Annotated in this window: 10 protein-coding genes; 3 read left to right on the top strand and 7 right to left on the bottom strand. The window is 63.5% G+C overall.

Annotated features, from left to right (window positions below):
* Positions 1–122 precede the first annotated feature (122 nt).
* Genes CTATCC11996_RS09135 through CTATCC11996_RS24925 form a run of 6 tightly spaced genes read right to left on the bottom strand, consistent with a single transcriptional unit; the run spans position 123 to position 10,473 of the window.
* Positions 123–6,635 (bottom strand): hybrid sensor histidine kinase/response regulator, encoded by a 6,513-nt coding sequence (locus tag CTATCC11996_RS09135; protein WP_034348532.1) that lies wholly within the window; start codon positions 6,633–6,635, stop codon positions 123–125.
* A 59-nt stretch (positions 6,636–6,694) separates the two neighbouring features.
* The gene (locus CTATCC11996_RS09130) at positions 6,695–8,941 is read right to left on the bottom strand and encodes a methyl-accepting chemotaxis protein (protein ID WP_003075375.1); all 2,247 of its coding nucleotides are present in this window, start codon (positions 8,939–8,941) and stop codon (positions 6,695–6,697) included.
* Positions 8,942–8,960: 19 nt separating this feature from the next.
* Positions 8,961–9,488 (bottom strand): chemotaxis protein CheW, encoded by a 528-nt coding sequence (locus tag CTATCC11996_RS09125; RefSeq protein WP_003075373.1) that lies wholly within the window; start codon positions 9,486–9,488, stop codon positions 8,961–8,963.
* 15 nt (positions 9,489–9,503) lie between these two features.
* A complete protein-coding gene (locus CTATCC11996_RS09120; protein WP_003071159.1) occupies positions 9,504–9,866 on the bottom strand; it encodes a response regulator in 363 nt (120 codons plus the stop codon).
* On the bottom strand, positions 9,866–10,270 hold the full coding sequence (locus CTATCC11996_RS09115) for a response regulator (protein ID WP_034348530.1): 405 nt from the start codon (positions 10,268–10,270) through the stop codon (positions 9,866–9,868). The genes CTATCC11996_RS09120 and CTATCC11996_RS09115 overlap by 1 nt, the downstream gene beginning before the upstream one ends.
* 50 nt (positions 10,271–10,320) lie before the next feature.
* A complete protein-coding gene (locus tag CTATCC11996_RS24925; protein ID WP_034399566.1) occupies positions 10,321–10,473 on the bottom strand; it encodes a rubredoxin in 153 nt (50 codons plus the stop codon).
* A gap of 115 nt (positions 10,474–10,588) precedes the next feature.
* Between CTATCC11996_RS24925 and thiD the strand changes: the two genes are divergently transcribed.
* From thiD to CTATCC11996_RS09100, 3 genes are all read left to right on the top strand, one after another.
* Positions 10,589–11,557, top strand: coding sequence for a bifunctional hydroxymethylpyrimidine kinase/phosphomethylpyrimidine kinase (gene thiD, locus CTATCC11996_RS09110; RefSeq protein WP_034348529.1), 969 nt, complete (start codon positions 10,589–10,591; stop codon positions 11,555–11,557).
* Complete coding sequence (hemL, locus tag CTATCC11996_RS09105) at positions 11,541–12,845, top strand: glutamate-1-semialdehyde 2,1-aminomutase (RefSeq protein ID WP_003075367.1); 1,305 nt, start codon at positions 11,541–11,543, stop codon at positions 12,843–12,845. Before thiD ends, hemL begins: the two co-directional genes overlap by 17 nt.
* A 160-nt stretch (positions 12,846–13,005) precedes the next feature.
* Positions 13,006–14,775, top strand: a complete 1,770-nt coding sequence (locus tag CTATCC11996_RS09100; RefSeq protein ID WP_003075365.1) for an alkaline phosphatase D family protein — start codon at positions 13,006–13,008, stop codon at positions 14,773–14,775.
* A 33-nt stretch (positions 14,776–14,808) separates the two neighbouring features.
* Here CTATCC11996_RS09100 and CTATCC11996_RS09095 read toward each other — a convergent pair whose 3' ends face one another.
* On the bottom strand, positions 14,809–15,444 hold the full coding sequence (locus tag CTATCC11996_RS09095) for a DNA-3-methyladenine glycosylase I (protein WP_003075363.1): 636 nt from the start codon (positions 15,442–15,444) through the stop codon (positions 14,809–14,811).
* Positions 15,445–15,458 lie beyond the last annotated feature (14 nt).

The raw sequence follows: 15,458 nt of genomic DNA, 5'->3' as shown, positions 1-15,458 counted from the left end.
CCCAGCCAGCTCCTGATTAAAAAAAGAAGCGGCTTGCGCAAGTCCATCATACATTTCAGATAGATATCAACCTGAAATGCAATACTGACTGGCGCAAGCCGCTTCCTTATCAGGAGCAACGCTTATTCGACCACCACTCCTGGCTCCTCGGCAGGCCCGCCAAGCGGGCTGCGCTCAGGCGCGGGGCCGCTGCGCTGCAAGGCGTAGTGCTGGATCAGACCCAGCAGTTCCTCATCGGAATAGGGCTTGCCCAGGTAGTGATTGGCTCCCAGGTCACGGGCCATTTCACGGTGCTTTTGGGCAATGCGTGAAGTGATCATGACCACCGGCATGCCTTCGAGCTTCTGATCGGCGCGAATATTGCGCAACAGATCGAAGCCGTCCATGCGCGGCATTTCGATGTCGGACAGCACCAGGGTCGGGCGCTCATCCTGCAGACGCTCCATGGCTTGCAGGCCGTCAGCGGCCAATGTGACGCGGTAGCCTTCGCGCTGCAGCAGACGCTGGGTGACGCGGCGCACGGTGATGGAGTCATCCACCACCAGCACCAGTGGCACCGTGGTCTGCGCAGCTTCGGCGCCCAGCAGATCGGCACCGCCTGAATGAGCCTGCAGTTCGCCATCGGCTGCGGCCTGCTCGACCCTGGCCAGCATGGCTCGCACCTGCTCGCCATGGACGTTGGCCAGCGCCACCGGGTTGTAGATCTGCACCACTGCCCCCGAGGGCAGCACGGACATGCCGGTAAGGCCAGGCAGACGCGACAACTGCGGGCCCAGGTTCTTGATCACCACTTCCTGGTTGCCCAGCACTTCGTCCACATGAAGCGCCACACGCTGCGAGGCACTGCGCACGATCACCACGGGGCGCGTGCGACCGAGGTTTTCCTCGCTGCGCAGCGAGGTCTGCCACAGCGCACCAGCCCAATAGAAAGGCATGACTTCGCTGCCGTCCTGGAACTCCTGCTTGCGGTAGCTTTCCTCCAGCACATCGACGGGCACGCGGCGCACAATTTCCACCAGGTTGGCCGGCACACCCATGGACACGGCACCCATGCGCAGCATCACCACCTGGGTCACGGCCGTGGTCAACGGCACAACCAGACGGAAGGCACTGCCACGGCCTGGCTCGGTATGGGTTTCGATACGACCGCCCAGAGCATTCACCTCGGAACGCACCACATCCATGCCAATGCCGCGACCGGCAACGCCCGTCACCTCGGTGGCGGTGGTAAAGCCCGGCTCGAAGATCAGACGCCCCGCATCTTCCAGCGTCATGGGACGCTCGTCGGTCCACAGCTTGAGGCTGATGGCCTTGGCGCGAATCCGTTCCAGGTCCAGACCGGCCCCGTCGTCTTCCACGGACAGCGCCACGTCGTTACGCTCCTGACCCAGCACGATCTCGATGGTGCCCACGGCCGGCTTGCCCAGCTCCTGGCGCCGCTCGGGCGACTCGATGCCATGAGCCACGCAGTTGCGCAGCAGATGCTCGAAGGCCGGCATCATGCGCTCGAGCATGCCGCGGTCCATTTCGATGGTGCCACCCAGGATGTTCAGGCGCACCTGCTTGCCCATTTCCTTGGACGTCTGGCGCACCACGGCGTACAGACGCTCGGCAAAGGAGTCGAACTCCACCATGCGCGTGCGCAGCAGATCTCGCTGCAGATCCCGTGCCTGCCGGCCCTGGGCCACCAGATCGTCTTCGGCAGCGGCCAGATCCCGCTGCAGATTGCGCTGCACGGTGGCCACGTCATTGACCGATTCGGCCATCATGCGCGTGAGTTCCTGCACGCGGGTGAAACGGTCGAACTCCAGCGGATCGAAACCGGCTGCCGTGTCCTTGGACAGGGCCAGACGCGACTGCATCTGGCTTTCGGCCTGCACCTCGATGTCGCGCAACTGCGTGCGCAGGCGCTCCAGGTTGCCCGTCAAGTCATTGAGCGCCGAACGCGCCTGCGACAGCCGCGCATCGACACGCGAACGGGCAATCAGCACTTCACCGGTCTGGGAAATCAAGCGGTCCAGCAACTGCGCCCGCACACGCACGGTCTGCTGCGATGCAGGACGCGGTACCACCGGTGCCGGCAGCTCAATGGCCTGCACAGAATCTGCGGCAGTCTTTTCTCCGGCTTGAGCTTCCGTTGCTGCTGGCGTTACAGCAGACTCCGCCGCGCTCAGATGCAAAGGCGCCTGAGCAAGAAGATCGTCCAGTTGCGCCAGCGGCTGCTCGGGCTCCTGCTCACCAGCCATGCGCAGCACATCGAAACTGGCTTGCAAAGCGTCAAAGCTGCTCAGCAGCGGCTCGATCGCTTCGGCGGTGGGCCGCTCCTGGTCGATACGCTCCACCGCCGATTCCAGGCGGTGGGCCATCTCACCCATGCGCATGGCACCGGCCAGGCGGGCACTGCCCTTGATGGTGTGCAACGCGCGCAGGGCTTCGTTGCGAGCCTCATCCAGCTTCGGGCGCCCATGCCAGCGGCGCAGTGCAGCACCGAGCTTGGGCAACAGGTCGATGGCCTCTTCCTCGAAAATGGGAAACAGGTCGGCATCGACCTGGTCGAGCACATCGATATCGTCTTCGTCATCTCCGGCATGCACCGCCAGAGCAATGGCTTCATCGATGCGGCGCTGCAGCTCGGCCTCATGCTCCACGCTGCCTGCGGCAGGCACCATGGAATACGGTGCCTGATCCGCAGTTTGTGCCACGGCATCCAGCAACGGATCGGCTGCCGATGCTCCTGCGTCTTCCTCGGCCACATCCTTGAGTCCATCACCCGCAAGCTCGGGCAAGGCCGCCTCCTGCGAAAGCTCGGCGGCAAAGTCCAGCGGCAAGTCCTTGGGATCTGCAGGCGGCTGCAGCGCGTCTTCGACAGCGGGTAAAGCGTCCTTGAGGAAGCCCGCCGCAAACTGGTGCAGCAGACGGCGTACCTCATCGGATGCGGTCACGCATTGCTGAATCTGCAGCGCGCTGGCATAGCCCTGAGGCTGCAGATGCAGCAGTGCGTGTTCGAGCAGACGCGCCAGCTCCGACAAGGCCTTGAAGCCCACGGTACCGGAGCTGCCTGCCAGCGAATGCGCCAGCGCGATCGCATCATCGGGAATGGCGTCAGCTGGCTCTTGCAGCCACTGCTGCAGCACCTCGCCCAGACGTTCTGACCACTCGTCCGCTTCGTTGAGATAGACGTTGTACAGCGCTGCGCTGATGCGCAGGCCGTCGATATTGCGATAGCCGTCGTCCGGCTCACCTGTCTGTCCGGTCTGCTCGAGCACCGGCTCCTCAATCGCCGAGACTTCAGGCTCCGGCAGCTGAGCGGGTTCTTCGGCCATGACTGGCTCGGGCACGCCATCCAGCAAGGCTTCAATGGCCTCCAGCTCGATCGCTGCCTCTGCAGACGGCAGCTCAAGCGCCACCTCCACAGCGGCCGGCGCCCCGGTAGCTGCGTCCATGGCGGGGAGCTCCACGGCAGTCTGCATGTCTATGGCAGCCTGCTCGCTTTCACGCATGGCCGCTTCGAAGGCGGCGAAGTCCAGCTCCTGCACCTCTTCTGCACTGCTGCTTGGCTCCGTCACGGGCTGAGCTTGCATCAGGGCTTCGGCAGCAGCGTCTTCGGTCTGCTCCGGCTCAGGCCTGCCTTCCGACTCCAGCGTGGGCAGCGCCGATGCTTCGAGCAACTCCGGTGCCGCCAGCTGCTGCAGCAGATCGTCGGGAATATCCAGCTGCGGCAAGGCAAAGTCGGCCGTTGCCGATTCCGGCTCAAGCACAGGCTCCTGCACAGACACGGAAGACAGCTCCTCCAGGTAGAAGTCCAGCTCCGGCATGGCAAATGCGGGCTCGCGCTGGGCGGGCTGGGCATCGGCGCCCGGCTCTGCAGCCAGGGGCCCGGACTCCAGCGGCCACTCGAGCTCGGACGGCAGCTCCAGCACTTGCTCGTGCTCTGCGGCGGCTGACACATCGGCCTGCTCCGTGTGCTGGGCGCGCTCGCCACGACGCGGACCCAGGGCCACATCGGCACGCTCGCCCTGCAGGCGCATGGCGTCTGCAGCGGCACGGAAGGCCGTGGCCGACCAGTTCTGCGCCTGCTGATTTTCAATATCCTGCGCCCAGACGGCAAAGGCCTTCAGAGCATCCTGAGCCAGCTGCTGCATGGCCTGAGGCATGGGTCGCTGCTCTGCCAGCCACGCATTGAGCATCTGCTCCATGGCCCAGCCAGCTTCGCCAAACTCATCCAGCCCCACCATGCGCGAGCTACCCTTGAGCGTGTGGAACGCACGGCGCAGCGTGGTCTGCTCGCTCAGATTGCCAGGCTCGTCCGCCAGCGCCTGCAGGGCTTGCTGACCGTTGTCCACGACTTCACGGGCTTCCTCCAGGAAGATGGACAGCAGCTCGTCGTCGCCATCGAGCTCGGCAGCGCTCAGCTCGGAGGGCGCCGACGCGGCTTCGGCCGCCGGGACTGCAGTGCGGCTCAAGGCCGTCAAATCCTCGCGGCCCGCTTCATCGCCTGCCGGCCTGCCCGACTGCATGTCCGCAAACACCTGGGCCATGGCATCGGCCAGTGCATCGGAACCTGCCACTGCCGGCTCGGCCATGGCAGGTGCGGCCATGGCCTCGAAATCGGGCAAGGCACCGGGCTCGGTCGCGGCCCAGGGCGGGCTGTCCTCGTCGTCTGTGAGCCGTGCCTGCAAGGGCTGAGGCTGGGCCACAGGCCGCACTTCGGTGGGTGGCGGCGGGGCAGCGACCGAAGGCTCGACGGCCGCCGCAGTTGTCGGGGTGGCCGCTGTGGCGGATGCAGCAACCGCAGGCTGCACGGGCGCCACGCCCTCCATGGGAATGTCCACGGTCGGGCGGAAGGCTTCGGGGCCGCGACTGCGGCTATGGCCCATGACGATGCGCAGCTCGTCTTTTTCCTCGTCATAGACGAACAGCTTGCGCGCCATATTGCGCTGGTAGCTGAGCATATCGATGAGAAAGCCCATGGCGCCCAGACTGCTGCCCAGCTTCTCGAAGATACGCGGCTGATTCTCGACCGTCACCTCGCCAAGCATCAGATGCTCGACGGTGTCACGCATGCGCTGCATGGCGGTTGCGGCCTGCTCGAAGCCCAGCACCGACAGCACGCCGCGCATCTGCGCCATCTGGCCCGGCACCGAGGCCAGCACCGAGGTGTCTGCGGGATTGCGAAAGAACAGATCCAGATGCTTCTCTGCCTCGCCCAGGGTGATGCGCAGCTCTCCAACCACCGATCCCATGGTCTGCTGGTCGCTGGCCTGACGGTAGAGCTCCTCCATCCAGACTTCCAGCGGCTCGGATTGCGCGCCATGCAAAGCCGCATCCAGACGCTGGACCAGCACGCTGGACTGGGCGGACTGTATTTCGTCGTCATGCCCGGCGGTCATGAAGCTGGCCTGCAGATAAAGCACTGCGGTCGCCACCTCCATGGCCAGCTCGGCCGGAGGCGGCTCGCCAATGCGCTCCACCGTCTCCGCCACACGGATCAGCGCACGCGCCAGCCCGTGACTGACAGGCTGCAGCTTGACCAGCGACTCGGACACCAGTCCAAACTGCTCGGCCATGGATCTGATCTTGCTGCGGTCGCCGCCGGCAACGGCCGACCAGGTCTCGGCAGCAGCCGCAATACGCTTGCGCGCCTGCACCAGCACCGATGGATCGAAGCGGCCATAGCGCGCCACGTGGTAGTCCACTACCGGCATGAGCTCCATGGCATAGGCCTCGTGCACGGCCTTCAGGCTGTCGCCGGCCTGCTCGCGGGGCTTGGCCTGCGCGCAGAAGAACATCAGGTCCTGCAGCAGACGTGCGGGCGGCAGGCTGTCGCCCTTGGCCATGCTGGCGTACTGCATGAGCACGCGCGAAGCCATGCGCTTGACGTAGATATCTGCAGTGATGAGCCCGCGAGCCTGAGCATCAAAGAAAGCTGCGGCAATCTTCCAGAAACTGCGCGCCGCCACATCCTCGGCCTGGCCGGCCGCAAAGCGCCGGCAAAGCTCGCACATCTGGGCTGCCGCCTCGCGGTCGTCGCTCTTGACCATGCGCAGCACCACGCCGTCCAGCATGGCACGTGCATGCGGGCCATAGGCCAGCGGCTCGGGAATGATCCCGCTCCAGCGGGGCTCGCGCGCACGGCGCTCGGCAGGCCACAGGTCTGCCGGGTGGGCCTTGTCATTGCCGGCCAGCACCTGGGTCTCACGGTACTGAGGGAACAGGGCTACGGCCGAGACCTGCTGACCGGCCAGCACGGCCTCCAGGAATTCCATCAGCGCAAAGTGCGTGCGCTCCAGCGTGCTCGCCGCTTCCTGCGTGCAATATTCGGGACGCTGTACAAAGCGGTTGACCGCAGCTTCCATGCTGCGCAACACCTGCGCCGGGGCGGTGACGCCCACCATCTCCAGCGCGCCGCAAGCCTGATGCAGCTGCTGGCGTGCAATGCGCAATGCCGATGTATCCAACTCCTCAAGATCAGACAAACGGGCCGCATCTGCATCGCGCATGAAACGGCTCACAGCCTTGGTCGCCGCCTCCAGCGACTTGCGCACTTCATCGAGCACCCAGGCCAGCGGGCCCAGATCCTGCTCTGCAGTTGCAGACATGGCTGTACGTATTGGCGAGTCGTCAACCACTGACATGCTCTAGTTCCTTAACCCTCAAGGGTCGTGCATTTTTATGAGAGAAAGAGCCAGTCAAATCAGGCAATCTTGAATCGGGAAACAGACTGACGCAGCTCTTCAGCCATGTGGGAGAGCTCTCGCACCTGCTGCGCAGTGGTGCGAGTTCCCTCACCGGTTTGCTCGGTCACGGCAAAAATGTGCTGAATGTTTTCGGCCACGCCGTTGGCCATGTTGGCTTCACGTGATGTGGAACTGGAAATCTGCTCAATCAGCTCGGCCAGTCGGCGCGACACGCTGTCAATTTCAGACAGTGCAGTACCAGCAGAGTCGGACAGACGAGCCCCTTCCACCACACCCTGGGTAGAGCGCTCCATAGCGGCCACGGCATCCTGGGTGTCGGTCTGAATGGCCTTCACCAGCGCGGCAATCTGCCGCGTGGCGTCTGCCGAGCGTTCCGCCAGGCGCTGCACTTCTTCCGCCACCACTGAGAAGCCGCGACCAGCCTCACCGGCAGATGCGGCCTGGATGGCGGCGTTCAGCGCCAGCACGTTGGTCTGCTCGGTAATGTCGGAAATCAGTTCGGTAATTTCACCGATCTCCTGGGACGACTCACCAAGGCGCTTGATTCGCTTGGAAGTGTCCTGAATCTGATCGCGGATGGAGTTCATACCGCCGATGGCGTTCTGCACCGCCTTGAGACCCGAGTCCGCAGCCTGCAGCGACTGGCGGGCCACCTGGGCCGATTCCTGGGCCTGGGCCGAGACGTTGTTGATACGGCCGGCCATGTCCAGAATCGACTTGCCGGTTTCACGAATTTCATGCAGCTGCTCGTTCGATGCAGCCAGCAGTTCGGTCGATGTGACGTCCACCTGCTCGGTGGTCTGGGCCACGCGGGTCACGGTGTTCTGCACCGAGCCCACCAGAGCGCGAAGCTCTTCCACCGTGTAGTTCACCGAGTCGGCAATCGCGCCCGTGATGTCCTCGGTCACTGTGGCTTCCTGCGTCAGATCGCCCTCGGCCACAGATTGCAGCTCGTTCATCAAACGCAAAATAGCCGCCTGGTTGGCGTCGTTGATGCGCTTGGCCTCCTGCTCCTGCAAACGGGCATCGACCTGGTGGCGCTCGGCCTCCTGCTGGCGTGCCCGGCTGTCCAGCAGTTGCACGCGCGAGATGCCGATACCGCTCAGAACCACGGTCAAAATGGCGATGGCCAGCAGAGCCAGCTGCAGCATGCTGGCCCCGCCCAGTCCCTGCAGAGCCGTCTGCAGCTGCTCCAGTTGCTGGCGCAGCGGTTCGCTGTCGTTGTTGATGCTGGTCTGCGCTTCCCGGGCCGACACCAGCCCTTGCAGATTGCCCAGAATGGCGCTGGCCTGGGTACGCGTATCGTCGTACTGCTTGATCAGCGTCTCGAGCTGTTCATGCACCTGGGGATCGCGCGCCGCCGACAGCCGCATCTCGGCGCTGCCGTTGAGCAGACCTTCGGAGATTTCCTTGAAGGAGTTCAAATCCTTGCCCAGCAGGAAAACGGCCTCGGGACTCACACCCTCCATGGTCTGGAATTCGTTGGCAGACTTGGCAATACGCTGAGTCAGCATCACCAGCTGACCGGCAGCAGAGATCTCGGCCGCGCCTGCACCTTGCTGCAGCTTCAGCGAAGAAATGGTTTCTGCGGTTTCCAGCAGATCGGAGGACTGACGGTTGATGGTGCGCAGCGCGTCGCCCACTTGAGTCAGAGTCTTTTGCTGCCCAAGAATCAGACCGGCGCTCTTTTCCGCTCGCTCCACCAGGGTGCTGATGGAGCTGAGCTCATCCTGCAAACCGCCGCCCAGCGCGTTCACGCCCAGATCGGAATCGCCGGCAGCCAGCGCTCGCACGTTGCGCGCCAGAACACCGGCACTGTCCTTGACGTCGGAAAATGCAGGAGCGGCCCCCGTCATGGCGATGGAGACCGACTTGGCCAGACGTTGCGACTGCATCAATGCCTGACCGGTCGCCGCCAGTTGCTGGTTGGAGTTGCCCGCTTCGCGCAGCATCCATGCCGACAGCACCACCAGCACCAGCACCGAGCCACCGAGCAAGGTAAACAAGGTGCGCTGATGCTTGGCAGTCGTGGCCGCACCAAGAATAGGCAGGCTCACCAGTTCGTCCGCACGGCTGGCCTCCTCATCAACGCCGAAGACGGAAGGTGCCCCCTGCACGCTGTTGAGAGCTCCGTCGTACATGTCCTGTACGACCGTGTCTCCCATCATGCCGCTATCACCACTGACGGCTTCCGCGATGGGCTTGCGTCGGAACAACTGATTTATTTTCTGTGCAAAGGACATAGCGCTGTATCCAGGAACCTCAAGCACGAATGCTCAAAAATTTGGCGGTTTGAGACAGGGACTGCAATTTCAGCTCCTGCCAGCGGCGGCCGCTCGCATCGATATGGACGGCACCGAAGAAACTCGGGGAACGCTCAGGCGCAGGCTCGGCCTTGGAAAACGCATCTGCGGCACGCAGGCCCAGCAGACGATCGGCCAGCAGGGCCGCGTTGACCTCCAGGGCAGGGTTGAAGGCCAGCAGACTGCAGTCCATCAATTCCTGCTCATTGCGGACATTTCCATGTCCCAGCAATTGAGCCAGGTCCACAACCCCCATCAAAGCACCGCGCAGATTGGCGATGCCCAGAAACCAGGCCTGTGTGTATGGGACGGGCTGAACGCCGGTCCAGGGAAAGATTTCTCCCGCCTGATTGAGCGGCAGCAAATAATCCCGCCCGCCAGCCTGCACCGCCAGCCAGGCAGCAACGCTGACGCCTTCGCTGCGTGCTGCCTGTAGGCGCCCGGCCAGGCGGGATTGAAGATCTCGGAGGGCTTCGCGGTTCGCCATAAGCAGCGCAGCTCGTTATAGCGCTGCGATCTTGGCTTGCAGCTCGGCGGCATCCACGGGCTTGGTGATATAGCCACGTGCGCCCTGACGCATGCCCCAGACCCGGTCGGTTTCCTGATTCTTGCTGGTGCACATGATGATGGGCACATCGGCATATAGGGGATCGCGAGAGATGGCGCGCGTCAGCTGAAAGCCGTTCTGTCCGGGCATGACCACGTCCATCAGGATCAGGTCGGGCTTGTCTTCGGCCAGGCGCTTCATGGCTTCCTCGCCATTCTCCGCGGTACGCACCTGCATGCCCTGCTTTTGCAAAATATCGCTCAGAGCCATCAGCTCCGTCTTGGAATCGTCAACGACCAGAACTTTTTGAATTGTCATCATGCAGCTCCCACATCTGCAGCTTGCAGCGCGAATTGTCGTACGGCTTGCAGCAATTGATCTTTGGTAAATGGTTTGGTCAGATAGTCTTGACAGCCCACCATGCGACCGCGAGCCTTGTCGAATACACCGTCCTTGGATGACAGCATCACGACTGGCGTATTTGCAAAGCGAGCATTGCGCTTGATGATGGCGCAGGTCTGATAGCCATCGAGCTTGGGCATCAGAATGTCGCAGAAGATGAGCTGGGGCTGGTAGTCATTGACCTTGGACAGGGCATCGAAGCCATCGTCGGCAAGAAGAACTTCGTGACCACCTTGCTTGAGGAAAATTTCAGCGCTGCGGCGAATGGTGTTGCTGTCATCCACGACCAGAACGCGCAAAGGCGCACCAGATGCTGTCACGTTGAAATTCCTCCCAATTCGGTCGTTGATGGAGTGAGCGGCTCTTGCACTCAGATTTCCACCATTTCAAAATCTTCTTTGCGTGCACCGCATTCCGGGCATGTCCAGTTCATGGGTACATCTTCCCAGCGGGTGTTCGGAGCAATTCCATGTTCGGGGCAACCTTGGGCTTCGTCATAAAGCCAGCCACAGGTCAAACACATCCAGGTTTTAGGGTCAGTCACAGCTTAAAGGGGCTTCACATAGAATGCAACGATTGTATCTAGTCACAACCCCGGCTCCCACCCTTGCATTCCCGGGTGCAAACTGGGGTGCGCCATGGCATTGAACCCCATCTCCTCTCCCCCCCCTCGCCGCACCCGCCAGGAAGAAGCGACAGAGTCCGCTCCCGTCTGCGTGCTGTCCTTCAACAGCAGTGACCCCAGCGGAGCCAGCGGTCTCTCGGCCGACATCGCCACCATCTCCTCCATCGGCGGCCATGCGCTGCCGGTAGCCTGCGGCGCCTACGCCAGAGACACGGCCCGCATCTACGAGCACTTTTCACTCGACGATGACGCGGTGACCGAGCAGGCGCGCATGGTGCTCGAAGACATTGCCGTCACCGCCATCAAGGTCGGCTTCGTGGGCAGCCCTGCCAATCTGGCCGCCATCGCCACGATCTCATCGGACTACCCCGACATTCCCATCATCAGCTACATGCCGGACCTGTCCTGGTGGGAGGACGACAAGCAGGATCAGTACCTGGATGCGTTCAAGGAGCTTGTCCTGCCTCAAACCTCGGTGTTGGTTGGAAACCACAACACGCTGTGGCGCTGGCTGCTGCCGGACTGGGAAAACAGCCGCGCGCCCACGGCGCGCGACATCGCCATGGCAGCCGAGGCGCTGGAAGTGCCTTATGTGCTGGTGACAGGCATCCCCCTGCCCGACCAGTTCGTGGACAACGTGCTGACCACGGCCCAGTCCGTATTGGGCAACAGCAAGTACGAGATGTTTGACGCCACGTTCACAGGTGCCGGTGATACGCTGTCCGCTGCGATTACGGCCCTGCTGGCCACCGGCAACGATCTGGGCGCCGCGACGCTGGAGGCGCTGGAATACCTGGACCACAGCCTGGATGCCGGCTTCAGGCCCGGCATGGGCCACTATCTGCCCGATCGTCTGTTCTGGGCTCAGCCCACCGAGGACGAGGAGTCCGAAGACGAGCAGGCCGAAGATGCCACCGATGACGAACCCGACTCCAAGCCGATTGAAGGCTTTGTGATTCCCTCTCATGACACAAAACACTGATCTGAATATTGCATTGTTCGAGCGCGCCAAGGGCGTGATCCCTGGCGGCGTGAACTCGCCCGTGCGCGCTTTCGCCGCCGTGGGCGGCACGCCGCGCTTTGTGAAGCGCGCCCAGGGCGCCTATTTCTGGGACCAGAACGATCAGCAGTTCACTGACTACATCGGCAGCTGGGGCCCCATGATCCTGGGCCACGGCCACCCCGAAGTGGTCGAGGCCGTGCAGGCCGCCGTGCTCGAAGGCTTCAGCTTTGGCGCACCCACCGAGCGCGAAGTGGTGCTGGCCGAGAAGATTCGTGCCCTCGTACCGAGCATGGACATGGTGCGCCTGGTCAGCTCCGGCACCGAAGCCGGCATGAGCGCGCTGCGCCTGGCGCGCGGCTACACCGGCCGCAACAAGATCATCAAGTTCAACGGCTGCTACCACGGCCATGCGGATTCGCTGCTGGTCAAGGCCGGCTCGGGTCTGGCCACCTTCGGCGCCTCGTCCTCGGCCGGTGTGCCTGCCGATGTGGCCAAGGACACCATCGTGCTGGAGTACAACGACGTTACTCAGCTCGAAGAGGCCTTTGCCAAGATGGGCAGCGACATTGCCTGCGTCATCATGGAGCCGATTGCCGGCAATATGAACTTTGTGCGCGCCTCGGTGGACTTCACCCGTCGCATCTCCGAGCTGACCCGCGAGCATGGCGCGCTGCTGGTCTATGACGAGGTCATGACGGGCTTTCGCGTCGCCCTGGGCAGCGCCCAGAGCCTGTACGCCAAGGAAATCGAAGGCTTTGCGCCCGACATCACCGTGATGGGCAAGGTCATCGGCGGCGGCATGCCCATGGCGGCATTCGGTGCCCGCCGCGAGATCATGGAAAAGCTCTCGCCGCTGGGCCCCGTCTACCAGGCCGGCACGCTGTCGGGCAACCCCATTGCCACGGCCTGCGGCCTGAAGACGCTGGAGCTGATCAGTCGTCCCGGCTTCCATGCCGAGCTGCACCTCAAGACCGGCCACCTGATGCAGGGTCTGAAGGCCGAAGCCAATGCCGCCGGCATTCCCTTCAGCGTGGACTGGCAAGGCGGACTGTTCGGCTTCTATTTCCTGCCCGAGCTGCCCACGCACTATGCCCAGGTCATGAAGACCGACGGCAAGGTCTTCAACAAGTTCTACCACGGCATGCTGGAGCGCGGCCACTACTTTGCCCCGGCTCTGTATGAGGCAGGCTTTGTCAGCGCGGCGCACAGCGACGAAGATATCGACCGCACCATCGAAGCGGCTCGCGAAGTGTTCAAGACGCTGTAAGTTCGCAGCCTCGCCCCAGGCCCTGCAGCCGATGCCTGCAGGGCTTTTTATTTTCTGCAGCAGACCGCTCTTGCGCTGCCTTCTGCAAAGACATGTTTGCTTTCACAGCCACGTCATGGACGCTTGCCACGCTCGCGTTTTTGTCAGCAATGAAAGCACCATGACCGACGAATCCAGCAAGCCGACGCTGCACAACCTGCTCAAAGACACTGCTGCCGAAGCCAGTGACCTGAACCGCCGCCGCTTTGTGCGCCAGATGGCCTGGAGCGCCGGCGCCATGACCGTGCTGCCGCTCGCGGCCTGCGGCGGCGATGACGGCCAGCCGGCGACGGAGCCAGCCGTTCCCAGGGTCAGCTTCGCCCATGGCCTGGCCAGCGGCGATCCGCTGTCCGACCGCGTGATGCTCTGGACCCGCATCACCCCGCCCGCCGGCCACCAGGCAGACATTCCCGTGCAATGGGAGCTTGCCAGCGATGCAGCGTTCGCCTCCATCGTGGCGCGTGGCGAGAGCAGCGCCACCGCCGCCAGGGACTTCACGGTCAAGGTCGATGCAGCCGGCCTCAAGCCCGCCACGGTCTATCACTTCCGTTTCCGCGCCCATGGAGTGACGTCGGCGGCAGCGCGCACGCGCACCCTGCCCACCGGCTCGGTGGCTCAGGTCAGGCTGGCTGTCTTCTCCTGCGCCAACTATCCGGCCGGCTACTTCAACGTATACGCCGATGCGGCCAGGCGCAGCGACCTGGATGCCACGGTACACCTGGGCGACTACATCTATGAGTACGCGCGCGGCGGCTATGCCTCGGCCCAGGCCGAGGCCATGGGCCGCCTGGTCAATCCTGCCGGCGAAATTCTCTCGCTGGCCGACTACCGCGAGCGCCATGCCCAGTACAAGAGCGATGCAGACCTGCAGGCTCTGCATGCTGCAGCGCCCATGATTGCCATCTGGGACGACCACGAATTTGCCAACGACACCTGGAGTGCGGGAGCCGAGAATCACCAGCCCGGCGAGGGCGACTTTGCCATGCGCAAGGCCGCCGCCATGCAGGCCTACCACGAGTGGATGCCTACGCGCACCGCGAGCGCCGAGCTGATCTACCGCAGCTTCGACTTCGGCGATCTGGTCTCGCTGCACATGCTGGACACCCGCGTGATAGGCCGCGACAAGCAGCTGGACTATGCCGATTTCATGACCTCTGCCGGCATCGACTCGGCGGGCTTCACCACGGCCATGGCCAACCCGGCGCGTCAGCTTCTGGGTCAGACCCAGACACAGTGGCTGCAGCAGCAGATGGCTGCCTCCCGTGCCACCTGGCAGGTGCTGGGCCAGCAGGTGCTGATGGGGCGCATGAACATTCCCGCCCCCATACTCATGGAAACCATTCAAGCCGGTGCGGGCGTATCGGTCTCGCAGTATGCAGCGCTGGCGGCCAAGGCGCAGACCGCACCCGCGACGCTCACGCCTCAGGAGCAGGCCATCCTGGCCCAGCCTTCGATCCCCTACAACCTGGACGCCTGGGATGGCTATCAGGTCGCGCGCGAGACCGTTCTGGGCTCCGCGCGTCAGCTCGGCAAGAAGCTGGTGGTGCTGGCCGGCGACACGCACAACGCCTGGGCCAGCGAGCTGCAGGACATGAACGGCAAGGCCGTGGGCGTGGAGTTTGCAACCTCCTCGGTCAGCTCGCCGGGCTTTGAGCAATACCTGCCGGGCGAAGACCCCGCCACGCTGGCCGCTGCGCTGCAGCAACTCATCAAGCCGCTTAAATACTGCGACACCTCGCGCCGCGGCTACATGCTGGTGACGGCCACGGCGGACGCCTGCCGCGCCGACTGGGTGTATGTGAACACCATCAGCAGCCGCCAGTTCACGGCCAGCACCGAAGCCTCCATGAAAGTTCTGGCCAGCGCGCCGGGGCTGCTGGTCAAGGCCTGATCCCCGGGCCCGCAAGGCGAAGCGAGTCCGCCCTCAGGGCCTCTGAAAAGCGGCTCTGGCGCGCTCCACTTCAGCTCTGGTGATGCAGCCCGGCGCATGGTCGTTGACCATGCCCATGGCCTGCATCAGCGCATACATGGTGGTCGGCCCGACAAACTTCCAGCCGCGCTTCTTGAGCTCCTTGGACAGGGTTTGCGACTCCGGCGTCTGGGCCTGAATGGTCGTGCCCGTCGATGGCACAGCCGGCTGATAGCGCCAGAAGAACGCGGCCAGCGAGCCTTCGGCCTGGACCATTTCGATGGCCCGCTGGGCGTTGTTGATCACAGCTTCGATCTTGCCGCGGTGGCGCACAATGCCTGCGTCCTGCAGCAGGCGCTGAACATCGGCCTCGCCGAACTGCGCGACGCGCTGGAAATCGAAACCCGCAAAGGCTGCACGGAAGTTCTCGCGCTTGTTGAGAATGGTCAGCCAGCTCAGGCCGGACTGAAAGCCTTCCAGGCAGAGCTTCTCGAACAGGCGCTGGTCGCTGCCCACCGGGAACCCCCATTCGCGGTCGTGATAGTGCACATAGCCCGGCGTGGCCAGACACCAGCGGCAGCGCTGCTGGCCGTCTTCGGCGGACTGGGTGGGGGAGCGGGTCTGCAGGGTCTCGGTGGGTTCGGTACTCATGCCCAGCACTCTAA

This window comes from Comamonas testosteroni ATCC 11996, assembly GCF_000241525.1.
Lineage (GTDB): Bacteria > Pseudomonadota > Gammaproteobacteria > Burkholderiales > Burkholderiaceae_C > Comamonas > Comamonas testosteroni.
Note: the sequence above shows the minus strand (reverse complement) of the source record. Positions and strands in the feature narration are given on the sequence as shown.